General features: G+C 66.8%; 13 protein-coding genes and 5 pseudogenes. 11 read left to right on the top strand and 7 right to left on the bottom strand.

What is annotated here, in order from left to right:
- The first annotated feature begins 237 nt into the window (after positions 1 to 237).
- Together ACZK2V_RS21895 and ACZK2V_RS21890 are read left to right on the top strand one after the other, a co-directional pair.
- Positions 238 to 1,658, top strand: a pseudogene (locus tag ACZK2V_RS21895) (short-chain fatty acid transporter).
- Positions 1,659 to 1,930: 272 nt separating this feature from the next.
- On the top strand, positions 1,931 to 2,092 hold the full coding sequence (locus ACZK2V_RS21890) for a hypothetical protein (RefSeq protein WP_010482135.1): 162 nt from the start codon (positions 1,931 to 1,933) through the stop codon (positions 2,090 to 2,092).
- A gap of 54 nt (positions 2,093 to 2,146) precedes the next feature.
- Here the strand turns inward: ACZK2V_RS21890 and ACZK2V_RS21885 are convergent, their stop codons facing one another.
- Positions 2,147 to 2,773 (bottom strand): YiiX/YebB-like N1pC/P60 family cysteine hydrolase, encoded by a 627-nt coding sequence (locus ACZK2V_RS21885; RefSeq protein ID WP_486322800.1) that lies wholly within the window; start codon positions 2,771 to 2,773, stop codon positions 2,147 to 2,149.
- An 82-nt stretch (positions 2,774 to 2,855) separates the two neighbouring features.
- Between ACZK2V_RS21885 and ACZK2V_RS21880 the strand changes: the two genes are divergently transcribed.
- The 3 genes and pseudogenes from ACZK2V_RS21880 (at position 2,856) to ACZK2V_RS21870 (ending at position 6,687) form a co-directional block, all read left to right on the top strand.
- Positions 2,856 to 3,368 carry a hypothetical protein gene (locus tag ACZK2V_RS21880; RefSeq protein ID WP_189720188.1) on the top strand — a complete coding sequence of 171 codons (513 nt, stop codon included), beginning with the start codon at positions 2,856 to 2,858 and terminating at the stop codon, positions 3,366 to 3,368.
- Between the two features lie 73 nt (positions 3,369 to 3,441).
- A pseudogene (locus tag ACZK2V_RS21875) lies at positions 3,442 to 5,278 on the top strand (M3 family metallopeptidase).
- 41 nt (positions 5,279 to 5,319) lie between these two features.
- Entirely contained in the window at positions 5,320 to 6,687 is a 1,368-nt protein-coding gene (locus ACZK2V_RS21870) for a TPM domain-containing protein (RefSeq protein ID WP_486323352.1), read from the top strand.
- Position 6,688: 1 nt separating this feature from the next.
- On the opposite strand, the pseudogene ACZK2V_RS21865 reads toward ACZK2V_RS21870, so the two are convergent.
- Both ACZK2V_RS21865 and ACZK2V_RS21860 read right to left on the bottom strand, forming a co-directional pair.
- A pseudogene (locus ACZK2V_RS21865) lies at positions 6,689 to 7,358 on the bottom strand (VOC family protein).
- A gap of 105 nt (positions 7,359 to 7,463) precedes the next feature.
- Entirely contained in the window at positions 7,464 to 8,279 is an 816-nt protein-coding gene (locus ACZK2V_RS21860) for an AraC family transcriptional regulator (RefSeq protein WP_107431804.1), read from the bottom strand.
- Positions 8,280 to 8,480: 201 nt separating this feature from the next.
- On the opposite strand from ACZK2V_RS21860, the pseudogene ACZK2V_RS21855 reads away from it, so the two are divergent.
- Positions 8,481 to 10,882 (top strand): annotated as a pseudogene (locus ACZK2V_RS21855) (TonB-dependent receptor plug domain-containing protein).
- Positions 10,882 to 12,183, top strand: a complete 1,302-nt coding sequence (locus ACZK2V_RS21850; protein ID WP_486322799.1) for an aminotransferase class V-fold PLP-dependent enzyme — start codon at positions 10,882 to 10,884, stop codon at positions 12,181 to 12,183. Before ACZK2V_RS21855 ends, ACZK2V_RS21850 begins: the two are co-directional and overlap by 1 nt.
- 223 nt (positions 12,184 to 12,406) lie before the next feature.
- Here the strand turns inward: ACZK2V_RS21850 and ACZK2V_RS21845 are convergent, their stop codons facing one another.
- The 4 genes from ACZK2V_RS21845 to ACZK2V_RS21830 form a co-directional block, all read right to left on the bottom strand.
- Positions 12,407 to 13,921, bottom strand: coding sequence for an aminotransferase-like domain-containing protein (locus ACZK2V_RS21845; protein WP_486322798.1), 1,515 nt, complete (start codon positions 13,919 to 13,921; stop codon positions 12,407 to 12,409).
- A 9-nt stretch (positions 13,922 to 13,930) separates the two neighbouring features.
- Complete coding sequence (locus ACZK2V_RS21840) at positions 13,931 to 14,530, bottom strand: DUF6436 domain-containing protein (protein ID WP_032127099.1); 600 nt, start codon at positions 14,528 to 14,530, stop codon at positions 13,931 to 13,933.
- Positions 14,530 to 14,790 (bottom strand): hypothetical protein, encoded by a 261-nt coding sequence (locus ACZK2V_RS21835; protein WP_005411478.1) that lies wholly within the window; start codon positions 14,788 to 14,790, stop codon positions 14,530 to 14,532. Before ACZK2V_RS21835 ends, ACZK2V_RS21840 begins: the two co-directional genes overlap by 1 nt.
- Positions 14,791 to 14,863: 73 nt before the next feature.
- The gene (locus ACZK2V_RS21830; protein ID WP_071227644.1) at positions 14,864 to 16,279 is read right to left on the bottom strand and encodes an aminotransferase-like domain-containing protein; all 1,416 of its coding nucleotides are present in this window, start codon (positions 16,277 to 16,279) and stop codon (positions 14,864 to 14,866) included.
- A gap of 183 nt (positions 16,280 to 16,462) precedes the next feature.
- On the opposite strand from ACZK2V_RS21830, the gene cyoA reads away from it, so the two are divergent.
- From cyoA to cyoD, 4 genes and pseudogenes are all read left to right on the top strand, one after another.
- Positions 16,463 to 17,368 carry a ubiquinol oxidase subunit II gene (gene cyoA / locus ACZK2V_RS21825; RefSeq protein ID WP_486322797.1) on the top strand — a complete coding sequence of 302 codons (906 nt, stop codon included), beginning with the start codon at positions 16,463 to 16,465 and terminating at the stop codon, positions 17,366 to 17,368.
- 5 nt (positions 17,369 to 17,373) lie between these two features.
- A pseudogene (gene cyoB / locus ACZK2V_RS21820) lies at positions 17,374 to 19,348 on the top strand (cytochrome o ubiquinol oxidase subunit I).
- On the top strand, positions 19,345 to 19,980 hold the full coding sequence (gene cyoC / locus ACZK2V_RS21815; RefSeq protein WP_012512371.1) for a cytochrome o ubiquinol oxidase subunit III: 636 nt from the start codon (positions 19,345 to 19,347) through the stop codon (positions 19,978 to 19,980). The pseudogene cyoB and the gene cyoC overlap by 4 nt, the downstream one beginning before the upstream one ends.
- Before the next feature lies 1 nt (position 19,981).
- Positions 19,982 to 20,314 carry a cytochrome o ubiquinol oxidase subunit IV gene (gene cyoD / locus ACZK2V_RS21810; protein ID WP_006399830.1) on the top strand — a complete coding sequence of 111 codons (333 nt, stop codon included), beginning with the start codon at positions 19,982 to 19,984 and terminating at the stop codon, positions 20,312 to 20,314.
- The last annotated feature ends 33 nt before the right edge of the window (positions 20,315 to 20,347 follow it).

Raw genomic sequence — 20,347 nt, 5'->3', positions numbered from 1 at the left:
GCTGCAGCCGTATGCGGTCCCGAGGTTGCCGGCCAGCGGCCGGCACTACCGCCTTCCACCACCTGCGATGATGCTTGGATCTGGTAGAGCCGGCCGCTGGCCGGCTGCAGCCGTATGCGGTCCCGAGGTTGCCGGCCAGCGGCCGGCACTACCATCCTCCCACCTACGACCAATAGGTGGCTGACAGCCCGCACCCCACCGCCCAGAATCGGTCCATCGAACCTGGGAGGGTAGGCGATGGCCTCGACGGCAGCAGTACAGGACGGCTGGATGGCGCGCTGCGCTGCGCTCGGCCGCCTGGGCGGAAAAATGGTTCCCCGATGCGTACGTGTTCGCGGTGCTGGGCGTGGTCATCGTCGCGCTGGCCGCGATGGGCTTCGGCTCGACCCCGCAGGCCACCGCAAGCGCTTTCGGTGATGGCTTCTGGAGCCTGATTCCCTTCACCATGCAGATGGCCTTCGTGGTCATCGGTGGCTATGCCGTGGCCACTGCACCGGTGGTCGCACGCTTCATCGATTTCCTCGCCCGGGTGCCGCGCACCGGCCGTGGTGCGGTGGTGTACGTGGGCCTGGTCAGCATGCTCGCCTCGCTGCTCAGCTGGGGCTTCTCGCTGGTGTTCGGCGGCCTGCTGGTGCGCGCTGGCCCGCCGCACCGAACTGCGCATGGACTACCGCGCCGCCGGTGCGTCGGCATATCTTGGCCTGGGCGCGGTGTGGGCCATGGGGTTGAGTTCCTCGGCCGCACAGCTGCAGGCCAACCCGGCCAGCATGCCGCCGGGGCTGGTGGAGATCACCGGCGTGTTGCCGTTCACCGAAACCATTTTCCTGTGGCAGTCGATTGCGCTGACTGCAGTGCTGATCCTGGTCTCGCTGCTGATCGCCTGGCTGACCGCACCGGCTGCCGGCAGTGCGCGTACTGCCGAGGAGTTCCCAGGCGCTGCGCAGGCCGAGCCGGAGCCGCTGCAGCGACGCACGCGCCCGGGCGAATGGCTGGAGTACAGCCCGCTGCTGACCGTGCTGCTCTCGCTGCTGGCGTTCGGCTGGCTGTTCAACGAGTTCGCCAACAAGCCGGTGGTCACCGCCATCGCCAACCTCAATACCTACAACTTCATGTTCATTTCGCTGGGGCTGCTGTTGCACTGGCGGCCGCGCAGTTTCCTCAACGCGGTGGCCAAGGCGGTACCGAGCACCACCGGCGTACTGATCCAGTTCCCGCTGTACGGTGGCATCGCGATGATCCTCACCCACGCTGCCGGCGGCGATGGGCAGACACTGGCGCACCGCCTGTCGAGCCTGTTCGTGCACGTGGCCAGCACCGATACCTTCGCGCTGGTGATGGGCGTCTATTCGGCGGTGCTGGGCTTCTTCGTGCCGTCCGGTGGTGGCAAGTGGATCATCGAGGCGCCGTACGTGATGCAGGCCGCCAATGAACTGAAAGCACACCTGGGCTGGGCGGTGCAGGTCTACAACGCAGCCGAAGCGCTGCCGAACCTGATCAACCCGTTCTGGATGCTGCCGCTGCTGGGCGTGCTGGGCCTGAAGGCACGCGACATCGTGGGCTTCACTTTCATCCAGCTGCTGGTGCACATCCCGCTGGTGCTGGGCCTGCTGTGGCTGCTGGGCATGACCCTGGCGTATGTGCCACCGGTGATGCCCTGAATGCAAGGCTGGCGTCCGTGCCCGAACAGGACGCCAGCCTCGTTCAGCGCGTGTTTCCAGCGGAGTACGCCATGAATGCGCAGACCCGTGCCGCCTGCATGAGCACATGCCGAACCCGCATGAATCCTTCAGCCGCTTGTGCCACAAGGGCTTCTGCGCGTTCATTCACAGGCGTACACACAGATGTAGCCGCCCACCCACGCGTGATTAACCATTCGCTGCAGACGATGGCCACGTCCACCGCATTCCGCGAGTGGCTTTGGAGATCGGACATGGCACAGCAGAACCAGAACCCGAACCAGAAACAGCAGGGCCAGCAGAACCAGCAGGATCAGCAGCAGGGCCGTGGCCGCGACCAGCAGCAGCAACAGCAGCAGGAACAGCAGAAGCGCAACCAGAACCAGCAGCAGGGCGGCCACGACGAAGAAGAATGACCGCGTTGCATGTGCAACGTGACCGGCGAAGCCCCGCCCCGTGCGGGGCTTTGCTTATTCCAGCATGCCGATGTGCTGCAACACCGGCGCCGCCGACATGTCATTCGGATTGCTGCCGGGCTGATCCTGCGGCACGTCCATGCCCATGCCACGGTACAGATCCACCCAGTGCTGGGCGATCTCCCCGGTCTGCGGGTTGCGGAAGTTCATCGGCTGCAACGCAAATACATGGTGCGCACGGAACGCACGTTCGATGAAGTCGGAACAGTAGTAGCTGTCCTCGTTCAACACATACGAAGTGTTGTACGGCTTGCCCAGCATCGTGCGCGCGGTGGCGACCGCATCCTTGATCGCTGCCTGCTGCGGCGCGCGCAGGCGATAGACCACGATCTGCCGCTGCCTGGCCCGCGCGTCCTGGCGGAATTCGACCAGCGATTGCCGGCGCGATCCTTTCTCGTCTGCATGCAATACCTCCCAGCCCTTCGGCGCGGAAGCGACCAGCGCGACGTGATCGAAGCTGGGCGCGCCCTGTTTGCCGGTGGCATCGTCGATGGCCGCACTGAGACCGCTGCGGCCGGCAGTGACGAACAGCAGGTCGCCTTCGTGGACATCGACGGCCCTCGCCACCGCCGGCCACAGGGCAGGCAGCAGCAGGCCGATCAGGAGCAGGAGGCGATGCATGAGGACTCTCGGACAGGCGGAATGCCGGAATTGTAGGGGGCGCGGTAGCATGGAGCGACCGGACCGGATTCAGGATGAGCCCATGTGTCGATACCGTTCTGCCGCACCGCTGATGCTTGCCTGTGGCGCGGTGCTGGCAGCCTGCGCGCCAGTGCCGCAGGCACCGCAGACCGCGACCGAAGCCTCACCTGCCGCAGCGGCGTCGGCGACCACCGTCGCCGAGCCAACAGCTGTGGCTGCACGCAGTGAGTGCCTCTACCCGGACTTCGATACGTTCCTGAAGCATTTCGGCAACGAGATCGCGCTGCAGGAAAAGACCACCGCCGATCCGCTGCTGGACAGCTACATCGATGCAGAGGCCGAGCCGGAACCGCGCAAGGTGGAAAGCCGGCTGGCGCGGGCCGATGTCGAGTGGCCGGTGATGCCTGATCCCGCCGCACTGGCCGGGCAGGGCCGCGAAATGCAGGTCAGCCTCCTGGCCGATGGACAGCGGCAGGTGCAGATCCGTACGCCGGACAGCAGCGACCAGCAGACCTATACCTTTGCGCAGGCGCCGTGCTGGACGCTGGTCAAGCGTGAGGATGAGTCGATCTGATGGCTGATCCGGCACAGGCGCGGCGGGCCAGCGGCTGCTAGGCTCGATCCCTGGTCCAGGCAGGGAGACGCCGATGCAGGCTTTCAGGAAGCGCACCACCACCGCCGCCATTGCCGCCGTATTGGCGATAGTCCCGTTCAGCGGCGCGCAGGCACAGTCGGTGCATGCCGATGACCGCACCTACTTCGCCAGCGCCGCGTCCGAACAGACCGCGCGCGACGCGTTGGGCAAGCGCGTCGAGGCCCTGCAGCAGGCGTCCACCCTCGCACCGGCGGAACGCTTCCAGCAGGCCGAGGCACTGGAGGCGCAGTGCCTGCGGCATCTCGGCTACCTGCATCTGCAGTCCGCCCGCAACGCGCGCGATCTTCGCCCGGCACAGGCGATGGAGCAGGCAGCGGGGCTGTGCAGCCGCATCGCTCGCAGTGGTCGCGCCGCACTGCGCGAGGCGCCCGCAGATGCGGCGTGGGCAGCACCGTATGGCTTCCTGCGCACTCGGGCGCTGAAGGAGGCTGCCACCCCGGCCAACGTCGCGCTGGATGAGGCCGTGGAGGCACTGGCCGATCCGGCGCTGGACAGCTTCGCGCGCCTGCGCGGGCAGATCCTGCGCAGCGCCGAGTACCCGCAGATCGAGCACGGCGGTCGGCACTGGGACACGGGCCGCGACAAGCAGCTGCTGGCCCAGCAGCCCGACCGCGCCCTGCGCGAGGCCGGCTGGAAGGGCTACTGGCAGGGGCTGCACTCGCGCCGTGAGCCGATGGCCTCGGTGCTGCTGGGGCTGGTGCAGGTGAATGACGCCGCCGCACGCCTGCAGGGTGACGGCTCGGCGCCGGCATATGGCTACCAGCGCATGGGCCTGGATACTGCCGCAGTGGATGCAACGCTGGTGGCGATCGAACAGCACGCCGGGGACCGCCGTGCCTACCAGGACATGCTGCTGCGCCACGCTGCGCGATCCGGCATCGACGCGCCGCAGATCTGGGATACCACCGTGCCCGATGCCGGCTATACGCCACCAGTGCTGACGTTGGCGCAGCTGCGTGACAACGCCGCCGATGCCATGCAGCACCTGGGGCCGGCGTACGTCGCCGAACTGCGCGCTGCTCGATCCGGCCAACCAGCGCATGGATCTGGCCACCGAACGTGGTGACCGCAGCCAGGACGCGTTCCCGGTGAGCGCTCCCGGTGTGCCGGCAATGCTGTTCGTTGGCCTGCGCCGTGGTGATCTGGAAAGCGACGTCGAGATCGCCCATGAAGCCGGTCATGCCGTGCACGGCGAGTGGATGCAGCGCGGTCATGCGTCGCCGCTGCAGCGCAATGGCAGCCAGTGGCTGACCGAGGCGTTCGCGATCTACAACGAGCTGCGCTTCCGCGACCAGCTGTACCAGCAGGCAGAGGATCCGCGCGCCAAAGCCTATTACCTGAAATCGCTGCTGGACGACATGGTGCTGCAGCTGTTCACCTCTTCCGAGGAAGCGCAGCTGGAGCAGTCGATCTATCGGGGCGTGGCCGCCGGCACGCTGGGCACCGCCGATGACCTGGACGCGCTGACCGGGCAGGTGCTGGCGCGCTTCGGCCAGCAACCGGAGCGCTACCCGCAGCTGCGCAACACCTGGATCGGCAAGCGCCTGATGTATGAAGACCCGAACTATCTGGTGAACTACCTGTATGCGGGGCTGCTGGCCGTGCAGTTGTATGTGCAGGACCAGCGCGACCCCGAAGGGTTCCGTGAGCGCTATCTTGCCGTGCTTGGCGAGGGCTTCGACCGCGCGCCGAACGAGCAGGTGGCGCAACTGCTGGGGCACGCGCCTGACTGGGCGGCCCTGGTGGATGCCGATCTGCAGGTGTTCAACCAGACGGCGGCGCAGCTGCAGGCGCTGCATGCGCAGATCGAGGCAGGGCAGGGTACGTGAACCCGGCGCGCCCCTTGCAGCAGGCGGCCGCCACCGTGTGGATGCTGTTGCTGCTGTGCCTGCTGCCGATGGCGGCGATGGCGGTCACCCCGATACCTGCGCTGGACGATCCGGTGGTGGATGCCGCCAACGCGTTGTCCGCTGAAACCCGCGCCACCCTGCGCAGGCAGGCACTGCAGCTGCAGGCACGGAAAGGTGCACAGCTGCAGGTGTTGGTGGTACCCAGCGTGGGCAGCGAAGGCATCGAGGCCTATGCACAGCGGGTGTTCGATCAGTGGCAGCTGGGGCGCGCCGGTGTCGACGATGGTGTGCTGCTGTTGGTGGCGGTGCAGGACCGCCGCGTGCGCATCCAGACCGGCTATGGCCTGGAAGGAGCGCTACCGGACGCGTACGCCGCTCGCATCATCGACAACGCGATCGTGCCGCGCTTCCGTGAGGGCGATGTCGACCAGGGCGTGCTCGATGGCACGAAGATCATGGTGGCGCTGATCGATGGCGAGGACCTGCCGGCATGGGAAGAACCGTCGGCCAGCAATGTGCTGCCTGCGGACTGGCGACGCGCAGACTCGGTGGTTGCGTTGACCCTGCTGGCCGGTTTCCTGGCCGGGCTGTGGCGCTCGCCGCCGCCCCTCCCGCCGGCGAAGACCGAGGACGATTTCAGCGGCAGCCGTCGGGAGCGGCGGCGCAAGGCACTGGCCGCCAATGCATCGGCACCAAAACCAACCTGGCCGACCTTGCCGGCCTGGGGGCGCCCGATGCTGGTGACCGCTGTTGTGGGTGCGGGCATGCTCTCCGTGGCGCTGCTGCTGCCACGCCATGTGCTGCCCGGCCTGTGCTTCGTGCTGGCGCTGGGTGTGCCGGTGGCTGCCCTGCTGGGCTGGTGCTGGCGCCGCAGCCGAGGTGTGCGCATCGTGCTGTGCGGGATGCTGATACTCAGCGTGCTCTTCCTTGTGCAGGCGTTGCTGCGTGACCAGCTGCCACCGAGCCTGGCCCGGCACCTGCTGCTGCAGGCCGCCGCGGGCGTTGTTGCCCTGATGGTGTTCCTGCTGGTGCAGGCCTGCCGCACACGCTGGAAGAAGAACCGCAGCAGCTTTATCGTGCGCATGACGGTGCTGGTGCTGTTGACCCTCGGCTATGCCGCGGGCGCGTTGCTGGCGATCCATCGTGCCGAAGGTGACGATCCACGGCTGCTGGTAATGATCGTGTCCGGGGTGTGCGGCGTACTGCTGTACTTCGTGTGGTTGTTCACCATGCTGCCGGGCGAGCGCGCACGCGGCCGGGCTTCATCATCCCGCGAACGCACGTCGTCCCGTTCGCCGTCCTCGTCGAGTTCGTCGTCGAGCAGTTCCAGCAGCTGGTCTGGAGGCGGCGGCCGCAGCGGCGGAGGCGGCGCGTCCGGCAGCTGGTAGTTCAGGTCGCCTGCACCCGCCAGCCGAGCGAGGCGTCCTCCACAACACCCGGGCCGGCCACGTCGCCGACCTGCAGCTGCAAGCCGCGCGTTCGGCAGGTCCTTCTGCTCGGGGAACCAGCGTCGATCCGCAGCGACCACGATCAGCAGGCCCTCGTCGTCGCCCATCGGCGCGAACTGCGGCGAAGGCGGGCTGATCGGTTGCAGGCCGAACCGCAGGCTGGACTGTTCGCGCACAGCGTCGACATCGTGGCTGGGCAGGCCGACTTCGCTCAGGCAGGTCAGTTCGCTGCCGTGGAACGCACCTTCGCGCGCGCTGGCCGGCAAACGGCGGCGGCCGATCAGTTCCAGGATCAGGCCGTCAGGGCCAGTGAAGTACACCGACTGCGACTGCCAGCTGCTCTCCAGCGCGAAGTAGTCCAGTCCCGCCGGATTGCGTTGCAGCGGCGTGCGCTCACGCAACCAGGTCATCGCCTCGCTGAAGCGGTTGTCCGGTACGTTGAAGGCCAGGTGCACGCCACCGACCGGATGATCGCCCGCCGGCTGTAGTTCGATCGTGCTCCATCCGATGTGCACATGACTGCCGACCACGCGCTGCTGCAGCACGTCGTGGAAATATGCAGCGATGGTGGTGACGTCGGACACCGGGAGGGTGAGGCGAAGCAGGCGCATGATCGATCCTCCGTGGAGCGCATGCACCGAGTGTAGACCTGGCGGGATTGCGTGGGTGTCACCGCGGGCGCAACGATTCGTTACGGTGGGTGCCGCGCTCGAAGATCACTCCACTGGCAGCCAGATTTCCACGCCGCCGTTGCCGCTGTGCTCATCGAAACGCATGTCATAGCGTTCCAGATCGGGGGCATCGGCCAGGCTGAGACCGGAGCCGGGCAGGTAGTGATCCAGCAGCCAGAACCAGGTCGAGCGGATGGTCGAGATGTGCCCGCCGTGCCAGGCCACCAGGTAGCGACGCGGCGGAATGTCCACGCGTTGCCAGTGCGCAGGGACGCTCGGCACCGCGCTGGCCGGCAGTGCGGCGATGTAGTCGAAGCCGCCATCGTCATCACTGTTGCAGCACACGCCGAAGCTGATCGGTGCCGGCGTCGGCCATTCCCGGTTGAGCTGCGCCCACTGTCCGGGTATCGCACCGCCGCTGTCGCGGGTATGCCGCATGCCGATACCCGCGACCTGGAAGGCAGGGGTATCGAGCAGGCGCGGCGCTTCACCGCAGGCAGTCGGCGCATCGTCCACGCGGATCGCCTGCACCAGCGCCAGCCCATCGGTGCCCTGTTCGCGTACCCGCTCCGGGGTCTGCCCGAACTGTTCGCTGAAGGCGCGGGTGAACGCGGCATGGGTGGTGTAGCCCGCGCCCAGTGCCACCTGCAGGATGTCGCCCGCACCGCCGGCCAGTCGTTGCGCAGCAGCGGTCAGGCGCCGTCCCCGCAGATAACGCACCACCGAGGTGCCGGTGCGGGCCTGGAACAGGCGCGACAGATGGAACGGCGAAAGCCCCGCTGCGGCGGCAATATCGGCCAGTGCCAATGGCCGGTCCGCATGGGTTTCGATGTACCACAACGCCTTGCCTGCCGCGCTCATCCTTCCGTTCCCCGAATCCAATGCCGGGCACAGTAGCGGATCGCGTGGCGCTTCGTTTAGCAGTTCTTGCGCTGCAGCGGCATCAAGCTGTCGCACTGACGTCATGGCTCCTTCACAGATCGCGCCGAGACTGCGCGCCTTGTCCACGCCTGTTGTGTCCGAGCAGGTGCTGGCCCAGTCGCGTCCTCCCGGAGCCCTGCCGTGCATCGTTCGAAGCTTTCGCGTTCCATCCTCCTCGCCCTTTCCATGGCCAGCGCAGGAGGCGCGATCGCAGCGGAGGCCGATGCGGTCGATGCCCCGGCGGGCAGCCGTACGGCGCCCACTCAGCTCGACGCGATGCTGGTCACCGGTACCCGCGCCTCCAACCGCACCCAGTTCGAAACGTTGGCGCCGGTGGACGTGTTCACCAAGGAAGACATCGAGTCCGTTGAATCCACCGACCTGAAGGACGTGCTGGCGCAGCTGGTGCCGTCGTTCGTGGTGCAGCGCCTGCCGATGGCGGACGGTCAGGTGTTCGTGCGCCCGGCCACGCTGCGTGGCCTGTCGCCGGATCAGACGTTGGTGCTGGTCAACGGTCGTCGCTTCCACCGCAGGCGCTGCTCGGCAACCGTGGCGCGCAGGCGGCCGACCTGGCACAGATTCCGACCAGTGCGATCAAGCGCATCGAAGTGCTGCGCGATGGTGCGTCGGCGCAGTACGGCTCGGACGCCATCGCCGGCGTCATCAACATCATTCTCGAGGATGGCCCCGGTACCGAGATCACCGCCGGCTACTCGCAGTACGCACAGGGAGATGGCGCCTCGCGCGACTTCAGTGCGCGCACCGGCTGGTCGCTGGGTGACTACGGCAGCCTGGTGCTGTTCGCCGAATCGTCCAATTCCGACGCCACCTCGCGCACCCGCCAGCGCCCGGATGCGATCGCCTTCCAGGCCGCGCATCCGGATCTGGACGTGCCCAACCCGGTACAGCGCTGGGGCCAGCCGGAACTGGAAAGCCGCCGCGTTGGCTTCAATGTGAAGGCCAACGCCAGCGACACGCTGGAGCTCTATGCCTTTGGCCTGTACAGCCACAGCGATGGTGTCAGCGATTTCAACTGGCGCAACCCGGACACCACCACCGGTGCCTACCGCACCACGGCGATCTTTCCCGGCTGGAACCTGCGTTCGATCTATCCGGTGGGCTTCAGTCCGCAGTACGGCAACGTCCAGAACGACCTGCAACTGGTCGGTGGCCTGCGTGGCGAGATCACGCCGAAGCTGCGCTGGGATGTCAGCGCCTCGTATGGCCGCAACGCCATCGACTACAGCCTGAAGAACTCGATCAACGCCTCGCTGGGCCCTGCCAGCCCGACCGCGTTCGATCTCGGCCGCCTGACCCAGACCGAGAAGAACGCCAACGCCGACTTCACCTACGAGTGGGACGCGGGCGCGCTGTCCAAGCCGATCAACGTCGCCTTCGGTGGTGAGTTCCGCCAGGAGACCTACCAGGTACGTGCCGGTGATCCGGCCTCGTACGCGGTGGGCCCGGGCGCAGCGGCAGGCCTGGAGGCCAACTCCAACGGCGCGCCTGGCTTCTCGGCCAGCCAGGCCGGGCAGTGGAGCCAGCGCAGCAAGGCCGCCTACGTGGATATGGAAGTGCCGCTGGGCGAGCGCTGGAGCATCGGCGCGGCCAGCCGCTACGAGGACTTCTCCAGCTTTGGCAGCACGCTGGACGGCAAGCTGTCCGCACGTTTCGCGATCACCCCGGACGTGGCCCTGCGCGGTACGGTGTCCACCGGCTTCCGCGCGCCGACGCCGGCGCAGCTCAATACCACCAGTACCACCCAGGGCCTGGATACGCGCACGCTTCAGATCTTCACCAGTGGCCGCCTGTCGCCGAACGATCCGCTGGCGCAGCTGCTCGGTGCCAGGCCACTGAAGCCGGAGAAATCGCGTACCGCGTCGCTGGGCCTGACCTGGCGCACCGACCTGGGCCTGTCCGGCTCGGTGGATGTCTACCAGATCAAGCTCACCGACCGCTTCAGCCAGTCGGCCAGCTTCGCCATTCCGGCCGGCACACCGAATCCGCTGGGCTATACCTCGGTGAACTATTTCACCAACGACTTCGATACCACCACCACCGGCGTGGACGTGGTCGGCAACTACCTGCGCGATCTCGGCGCGGGTCGCATGACGCTGACCCTGGCCTACAACTACAACCGCACCCGGGTGGACAACGGCAGCACCTCGGTGGCCACCAACGAAACCCAGCGCGTGCTGTTTGAAGACCGCCTGCCCGAGCACAAGGGCAGCTTCACCGGCAGCTGGGACATCGGAGCCTGGTCACTGATGGCGCGCATGCGCTACTACGGTGCCTGGACCGACTCCAGCGGCAATGCGGTGGGCGACATCTACCAGCGTTTCGGCGCGATGAGCTTCCTCGACCTGGCCGTGGGGTATCGCATCAACGAGCACCACAGCCTGCGCGTGGGCGCGGACAATGTGTTCGACCGCTATCCGGACGAAGCGACCTTCCAGGCCAGCCGCGGCCTGGTCTACTCGCGCAACGCGCCGTACGACACCGATGGTGCCAATGTGTACGCGCAGTACCGGCTGACCTTCTGATGGACAGCCGCCGCCGTAACCTGCTGCGCGCCGGCACCCTGCTGCCGGCCGCAGCCGCACTGTCTTCACTGCCCGCCATGGCTGCCACGCGTTACGCTGCGCCCATGCAGATTCCCGCAACGACCGTGGCGCCGGACGTGCTGGCCCGCGATGAAGGCTATTGGGCCTCCGTGGCCAGCCACTTCGACATCACCGATGAAGTGAACCACCTGGAGAATGGCTATTGGGGCGCGATGGGCCGCGAGACGCTGGCCAGCTACCAGCGTCACACCGCTGAAGTGAACCGTGGCAACGCCTGGTACGGCCGTCGTGAGTTCCCGGCGCAGTACATGGCGGTGCAGCGGCAGGTGGCCGAGCTGCTGGGCGTGGGTGCCGACGAGATTGCACTGACCCGCGGCGCCACCGAGGCGATGCTGGCCCTGATTGGCGGCTACAACCGTCTGCAGCCCGGCGACCAGGTGCTGTATGCCGACATCGACTACGACAGCATGATCGGCGCGATGCGCTGGCTGCAGCAGCGTCGCGGCGTGCAGGTCGAGCGTATCGCGCTACCGGCCGTGCCCGACCACGCGCAGATCCTGCAGGCCTACGAGGCCGCGTTCGCGCGGCTGCCGCGCCTGAAACTGGTGCTGCTGACCCAGGTCAGCCACCGCCATGGGCTGGTGCTGCCGGTGGCGGAGATCGCTGAGCGTGCGCGTGCGCGCGGCATCGATGTGATCGTTGATGCGGCCCATGGGTTTGGCCAGATCGACTACGCGGTGCCGCAGCTGAAGGCCGATTTCGTCGGCATCAACCTGCACAAGTGGATCGGTGCGCCGGTGGGCGTCGGCGCGATGTACGTGCGCAGGGGCCGCGTTGCGGACCTCGACCCCTACATGGGCGAGACCGACGATGGCCGCGTGGGCAGCCGCGTGCATACCGGTACGGTCAACTTCGCCGCCTACCTGGCGCTGCCGGAAGCGATTTCCCTGCACCAGCGTATCGGCGTAGCCAACAAGCAGGCGCGCCTGCGTTACCTGCGCGAGCGCTGGACGGTACCGGCGCGGCAGATGGCACATATCGAAGTGCTGTCCTCGCCGGACCCGGCGCTGGCCAGTGCGCTGGCCAGCTTTCGCCTGCGCGGGCGTACCAGCGTGGCCGACAACATCGCGCTGCAGAAGCGCTTGCTGGATGAGCATCGCGTGTTCACCACGCATCGTGACGGTTTGGACTCCGGCGCGTGCGTGCGGGTGACACCATCGGTGTTCACCCGGCCTGAGCATATGGATGCGTTGGTGCAGGCGCTGGACGCCTTGGCCTGACCCTGCTTTGGTGGGTGCCAACCTTGGTTGGCACATTCCGTCCGTGCCGGGGAATCTTCCGCCGGGCATGGCCCGGCGCTACCGATCCTCCCCCAGCCTGGTGGGTGCCGACCGTTGGTCGGCACATTCCATCCACGCATGGCGTGCACGGGCATTGCCAACCAAGGTTGGCATCTACCGAAGCGGGTCCCGTAGATCCACGCCATGCGTGGATGCTCTCCACCTACCGCTCGATCGCCGGCAACGCATCCGACAGCAACAACCGATCAATCCGCCGCAGCGCACTTTCCAGCTGCCGGCGATCCGCCGCCAGCCCCAACGACAGCCGCACGCCGCTCTGGTGCGATACCCCCGGCAGGCAGAACGCCGATGACGGCGCGATCGCCAGCCCCTGCAGCTGTGCGGTGCGCACCAGCGTGGCATCGGTCCACGGCGCGGGTATCCGGCACCAGGCATGCAGGCCTTCGGCGCGCTGCAGCAGCGATGGCGCCAGCAGGTAGCGCGCCATGCGCATGCGCTCGCGCGCCTCGGTGCGCACCTGCGCCAGCAGTGACTGCGCCGAACCATCCAGCAACAGCTGGCTGGCCAGCGCCGAGACCAGCGGATGGCCCATCAACCGCGTTGCCCGCAGTGCAGCCGTCATCGCCTCGGCATGCGCCGCGCTCGGGCAACGCACGAAGGCGGTGCGCAGGCCGGGGCTGATCACCTTCGACAGCGTCGCCACGTAGAACACATGACGCGGTGCCAGTGCCGCCAGCGGTGTAGGTGCATCCTCGGCGAGGTGCCAGTAAGGATCGTCTTCGATCGCCAGCAGGCCTTCGCTTTCCAGCACACGCGCCAGCGCTTCGCGCCGATGCAGCGGCAGGGTCAGTGCGGTCGGGTTCTGGCAGGTGGGATTGAGATAGACCAGCCGCGCGCCGCTTTCGCGTGCCAGCCGCGCCAGTGCATCGGGGCACATGCCGTGTTCGTCGCTGTCCACCGGCAGCAGGCGCCGGCCCAGTGCGGCAGCGGCCTGCAGCAGGCCCGGATAGACCAGCGCGTCGCAGAGGATCGCGTCGTCGTCGCGTCCCTGGCTGACCAGGATCGACGCCAGCGCCACCTGTGCACCCTCGGTCAGCAGCAGGCAGGCATCGTCCACCTTTCCCAGCATCGGCTGCAGCCAGCGCGCCGCTGCGTGGCGGTCGGTGGGGTTGCCGCCGCCCAGGTGATAGGTCATCAGGTTCGGTGCGTTGCTGCGTGCGAGTACGGCGGCCGCGCCACGCCGCAGCGTCTCGGCCAGCGCATCGGCGTCGGGCACCGGCGGCACGTTCATGCTCAGGTCCACCACCTGGTCGAAGCCGGCCTTGGGCGGTGCGATGAAACTGCCCTGTGGTCCACGCGCTTCGATCAGGCCACGCTTGCGTGCTTCATCGAAGGCGCGGGTGACCGTGGTCAGGTCGATACCGAGCTGCTGCGCCAACGCGCGCTGCGAAGGCAGGCGCTGTCCCGGTGCGAGACCACCGCGGCGCACCGTGCGTTCCAGCGAGTTGACGATGCGCAGGTAGATCGGCCCGCTGTGCGCGAGTACGTCCTGCACCCATTCGCGGGCTGCGACATCCGGTCGCGGCATGTACGGAGCATGTCGGGGCGTATCGTTGCTTCCAACGGCGGGAGCCTGTCCATAACCATCGGTCGGTTCGGACAGGTGACCGCCGTTGTTGTTTGCGGCGGCCACGCCGGCCAGCGTCAGTGATGTCATTGCGCGTCCTCAGCGCTTGGCCTGCCAGGGGCAGTAGCAGCCCACGGCAAGCAGTCCTTTCGGGCGCACGGTCTCGCCGCGCACCAGTCTGTCCAGCAGCGGTTCGACGAAGCTGTTGGCCGAGTTGCAGACCATGCCGATGCTGTACGGTCCTGCGTAGGCGAGGTGGCCCTGGCGATCCCAGATGGCTACGGCGGGGCTGGCCGGAATGTGTTCGATGCCGTCGATGGTCGGCAGGTTGATCACCTTGTTGCGCAGTGGCTCGGGCAGCTCGCCCTGCGTACCCGGGCGGCGGATGGCATAGAAGTCGATGCCGGCGCGGCGGTACATGCTGATCAGGTAGCTCAGGTGCGCACCGGTCTCGCGGTTGCAGACCGCGCACGCCGGGTCCCAGAAATGCACCACGCGGATGCGGCCGGTATCACCGGCCAGGTCGGCCGGCAGGCGCAGCTGCGAATCGTCGAAGACGATGGCCTGTTCGGTGAAGGTGGACTGCGCGCTGTAGCCGAAGTACTGCCACAACGCAGCTGCCACGCCGGCCATGAACAGGCAGGCGAGGGCGATCATCGTCGGCAGCAGCCAGCGGCGACGCGGCGCGGCTGCGCCCATCAGGAATCTTCCCGGCCGAACTTGTGCACGTACTGCTTGCGCATCTCGCGGCAGGAATCGGCCTGCGCGCGGCGCTGGATCTCGCTACGCGACGGATCCTCGCTGCGCTGCACGCACTGCTCGATGGCGTGGCGTTCGGCGGCCTGCACATCCACGGTCTGCGGCTGCAGGCAGACCCAGGCCAGCGCGGCCAGCATCAACACCACAAAGCCACCGCACCCGGCCATCACCAGGTGGAACTTCAGTTTCTCGGCGCGCATCGGGGCACGTTCCTTTATCCATACATTGCATACAAAATATCATCTTGTATGGATAAAGCGCCATGCGCCCCGTTCAGACGATGGCGTTGTGGCGTGCCTCGGGGGCCTCGGACAGGATCTCGTTCAGCTTGGCGAGTGCCCCGGCCAGCGCGCCCTGGTCGACCGCGCCGCCCAACGACAGGCGGATCGCATTGCCCGGTGGCGGTTCTTCCACGCTGAAGGCATCGGAGCTGGCAATGCCCAGCCCCTGCTCCTGTGCGGCCTGGATCAACCGGTACTGGTCGAGCCGCGGCGGCAGCGGCAGCCACACATGCAGGCCGGCCGGATGCGCCTGGGCGCGGGCCGGCAGGTAACGGGCGGCAATGGCCTGGCGCTCGCGCAGTTCCTGCTGGAAGCGCTGCACCATGTCCTGGGCCTGGCCGCTGCGGATCCACTGCGAGGCCACCGCCACCATCGACTGGGTCGGCATCAGTGCAATTGCGCGCAGCGCATCCAGCACCGGTTCCATCGGCTCGCCGGCCGGCACCACCAGATAGGCGGTGCGCAGGCCCGGGGCCAGGCACTTGGACAGGGTGGAGATGTAATAGACCGGGCAGCCGGCATCGCGGTGTGCGGCCAGCGGTGGCGCGGCGTCTCCGGCCAGCAACCAGTAGGGATCGTCTTCGATCACGGTCAGATCGTGACGCTTGGCGACCGCCAGCAGCGCCAGCCGGCGCTGTGCCGACATCGTTGCCGTGGTCGGGTTCTGGATGGTCGGCACCAGGTACAGCAGACGCGGGCGACGCAGCTGGCAGGCCTCCTCCAGCGCCTCCGGCAGCATGCCCTCGGCGTCCATCGCCACCGGCACCACGCCCCGCTGCAGCACGCGCGCGGCAGCCAGCAGGCCCGGGTAGGTCAGCTGCTCGGCGGCGATCAGCTCGCCCGGCTGGGTGCGGGCCAGGATCAGCGCACACAGCGCGGTCTGCGCGCCGGGGCAGATCACCACCTGGTCGGCACCCACCGTGCCCAGCATCGGCGCCAGCCACTGCACCGCAGCGGCGCGGTCCTCGCGGGTGCCGGCGCCGACGTGGTAGCTCATCAGTTCGCCCTGGCCCAGCTGCTGGCCCACGTGCTGGAAACCGGCCTCCATGCCCTGTGCGAACGGCGCGCTGCCCAGCAGCGGCGGGATGTTCATGCTCAGGTCCACCGAGGTGCTGCGGTTGCCGGCCGACAGCGCGATGAAGGTACCGCCAGCGCCTTGGGCGTCGAGCAGGCCGGCCTGGCGCAGCTCGGCGAAGGCACGGGTGACCGTGGTCAGGTCCACGCCCACCTGCTGGGCCAGGTCGCGCTGCGGCGGCAGGCGGTCGCCCGGGCGCAGCACGCCGTCATCCACCGCCTCGCGCACCTGCTGGGCAATCTGCAGGTACAGCGGGCCGGCGCCCTCGCGGAAGGGGCGAACCCAGGTGCGATTGGGGTGTTTCAGGCGGCGGCCGGCGGCAGGTGGCGTCATCGGTCAGTTTTTTCCATACGTGCAGATGCACAAGTCCATACAATGATGTATCTTGTATGGGCTTGATTGGAGTGGTTCGCCTTTTTGTAGGCGACCTCGTACCCACAGTGTAGCCGCTCCACGCCCGGGCGCTGCGCGCAGGCGAGCCGGTCAAGCGCGCTTCTTCAACAGGGTTGACCTCCAATGAATATCTGCTGGAACCGCATCCGCCTGGCGCTGGTCGCCCTGGCCTGCGTCGGCCTGTCGGGCTGTGACTGGGTGCTGCTGGATTCGAAGGGCATGGTCGGGCTCGCCCAGCGCGACCTGATCCTGATCTGCATCGGCCTGATGCTGATCGTGGTGATACCGGCCATCGTGCTGACCTTCGTGTTCGCCTGGCGCTACCGCGCCGGCAACACCAAAGCCAAATACATGCCTGACTGGTCGCACTCCACCAAGGTGGAGATCGTGGTCTGGGGCGTGCCGCTGATCATCATCGCGGTGCTGGCGGTGATCGTGTGGAAGTCCACCCACGAACTGGACCCGTACAAGCCGCTGGACGTGGCCGGTGAGCCGCTGCATGTGGACGTGATCGCCACCGATTGGAAGTGGGTGTTCGTGTATCCGGACCTGGGCATCGCCACGGTCAACCAGCTCAACTTCCCGGTCGACCGCCCGCTGGCGTTCAACATCACCTCCAACTCGACGATGAACACCTTCTTCATCCCGCAGCTGGGTGGGCAGATCTACGCGATGGCCGGCATGCGCACGCAGCTGCACCTGATCGCCAACGAGCCCGGCCAGTTCCGTGGCATGTCCGGCAACTACAGCGGGCATGGCTTCTCGAACATGAAGTTCATCGCCACTGCCAGCAGCAACGAAGACTTCGAGCGCTGGGTGGCCGAGGTGCGCAGCGCACCGGACGCCCTCAGCTTCACGCAGTTCAAGGCGCTGGCCGCGCCGTCGAAGAACACACCGGTGCAGCACTTCTCCAGCGTCGAACCGCTGCTGTTCAAGAAGGTCATCGACCAGTTCATCGGCGTTGGTGAGAACACCGCTGCTGCGACCCCGGCGGGTGCTGCCGGTGGTGCCCAGGTTTCCCAGGAGTAACGAACATGTTGGGTAAATTGACGTGGGAGGCCGTGCCGCTGCACGAGCCGATCGTCGTGGTCACATTGGCGGCCATGGTGCTGGGCGGCCTCGCGCTGCTCGGCGCGGTGACGTACTTCAAGCTGTGGGGTCCGCTCTGGCGTGACTGGTTCACCACCGTGGACCACAAGAAGATCGGCATCATGTACGTGGTGGTGGCGCTGGTCATGCTGGTGCGTGGCTTTGCCGATGCGCTGATGATGCGCGCAGCTGGCGGCGGCCGGGCCGGGCAGTGACGGCTTCCTGCCACCGGAGCACTACGACCAGATCTTCACCGCGCACGGCGTGATCATGATCTTCTTCGTGGCCACCCCGTTCGTGGTCGGCCTGATGAACATCATCGTGCCGCTGCAGATCGGTGCGCGCGACATGGCGTTCCCGTTCCTCAACGCCTTCAGCTTCTGGATCTTCGTGGTCGGCGCCGCGCTGATGATGATCTCGCTGGGCGTTGGCGAATTCGCCATGACCGGCTGGGTCGCCTATCCGCCGCTGTCGGGCATCGAGTTCAGTCCAGGCGTGGGCGTGGACTACTACATCTGGGCGTTGCAGGCTTCAGGCATCGGCACCTTGCTGACCGGCGTCAACCTGTTCATCACCATCCTGCGCATGCGTGCGCCGGGCATGACCCTGATGAAGATGCCGGTGTTCACCTGGACCGTGCTGGTCACCAGCGTGATCATCATCGCCGCCTTCCCGATCCTGACCGTGGCACTGGGTGCGCTCACCCTGGACCGTTACCTGGACTTCAACTTCTACACCAACACGTTGGGTGGCAACCCGATGATGTACGTGAACCTGGTGTGGGCCTGGGGCCACCCGGAGGTGTACATCCTGGTGCTGCCGGCGTTCGGCATCTTCTCTGAAGTGACCGCCACGTTCGCGCGCAAGAAACTGTTCGGCTACAAGTCGATGGTGGGCGCCACGCTGGCGATCGGCATCCTGTCGTTCATCGTCTGGCTGCACCACTTCTTCACCATGGGCTCCGGTGCCAGCGTCAATGCCTTCTTCGGCATCATGACGATGATCATCGCCATTCCCACCGGCGTGAAGATCTTCACCTGGCTGTTCACCATGTATGGCGGCCGCGTCGAGTTCAGCGTGCCGATGCTGTGGACCATCGCCTTCCTGGTCACCTTCACCATCGGCGGCATGACCGGTGTGCTGCTGGCCATCCCGGGTGCGGACTTCCTGCTGCACAACAGCCTGTTCCTGGTCGCGCACTTCCACAACACCATCATCGGCGGCGCGCTGTTCGGCTACCTGGCCGGCTTCGCCTACTGGTTCCCGAAGGTGTTCGGCTTCACCCTCAACGAGCGCCTGGGCAAGTGGTCGTTCGCCTGCTGGGTGATCGGCTTCTACCTGGCCTTCATGCCGCTGTACATGCTCGGCTTCATGGGCATGACCCGCCGCATGAACCAGTACGACAACCCGGCGTGGACGCCGTACCTGATCGCCGCCTTCATCGGTGCGCTGTTCGTGTTCGCCGGCATCATCCTGATGCTGGTGCAGATCTACGTGAGCGTGCGCGATCGCAAGCGCAACCTGGACCTGACCGGCGACCCGTGGAACGCACGCACGCTGGAATGGGCCACGCCGTCGCCGCCGCCGTTCTACAACTTCGCCGTGGTGCCCAAGGCCGATGAGCTGGATGCCTTCCACGAAGCGAAGAAGCGCGGCCTGCCGCCGCCGCCGAAGAAGTACGCACCGATCCACATGCCGAAGAACACCGGCGTGCCGCTGATCCTCAACATCTGGATCCTGGTGTTGTGCTTCGCCCTGGTCTGGCACATCTGGTGGATGGCCGCGGCCAGCTTCATCGCGATGATCGTGACCCTGATCGTGCGGTCCTATGACGAGGACGTGGACTACTACGTCAGTTCCGAAGAGGTGGCGCGCACCGAAGCGGCCAACCTTGCCAAGCTGAAGGAGGTACGCGCATGAACCTGTTGACCCGCCCCGAGCTGGCCAGCGACACGCAGGCGCACGAGGACCACCACGAACACGACCACGGCCACGAACAGGGCGGCATGAAGGTGTTCGGCATGTGGGTCTACCTCATGTCCGACCTGGTGCTGTTCGGTTCGCTGTTCGCCTCGTATGCGGTGCTCAGCACCGCCTACGCCGGCGGCCCCACCGGCAAGGACCTGTTCTCGCTGCCGTTCGTGATGGCCGAGACCTTCCTGCTGCTGGTCTCCAGCATCACCTACGGCCAGGCTGTGCTGGCGATGCATCGTCACGACACCTCGGCAGTGCTGCGCTGGCTGGGCGTGACCTTCGTGCTCGGTGCCTCGTTCATCGGCATGGAGATCTACGAGTTCTCGCACCTGATCCACGAAGGCGCGGGCCCCAGCACCAGTGCCTACCTGTCGGCGTTCTTCGCGCTGGTCGCCACTCACGGCCTGCACGTGGCCAGCGGCCTGATCTGGATGGCGGTGGTCATGCACCAGGTCTACAGCCGCGGCCTGACCCCGACCAACATCACCCGCGTGTCGTGCCTGAGCCTGTTCTGGCACTTCCTGGACCTGGTGTGGATCTGCGTCTTCACCTTCGTCTACCTGATCGGAGCCTTCTGACATGGCCCACGTCGAAACCTCGCGCGCCGGCAATGCGCACGGCTCCACCAAGTCCTACCTGATCGGCTTCGTGCTGTGCGCGCTGCTGACTGTGGTGCCGTTCGCGCTGGTGATGAACCCGGTGCTGTCGCGGCCGCTCACGCTGTTCCTGCTGGTCGGCTTCGCGGTGGCGCAGATCCTGGTGCAGCTGGTCTATTTCCTGCACATGGACCGCAAGTCCGAAGGCGGCTGGAACCTGGCCAGCTTCGTGTTCACCCTGGTGATCCTGTTCATCGTCGTCGCACTGTCGGTCTGGATCATCTGGAGCATGCACTACCACATGATGATCAACTGACCGTGGCCGGGGTGATCGGCATGGACCGCGCGA

The organism is Stenotrophomonas sp. 93052_Sma (assembly GCF_056481145.1).
Note: the sequence above shows the minus strand (reverse complement) of the source record. Positions and strands in the feature narration are given on the sequence as shown.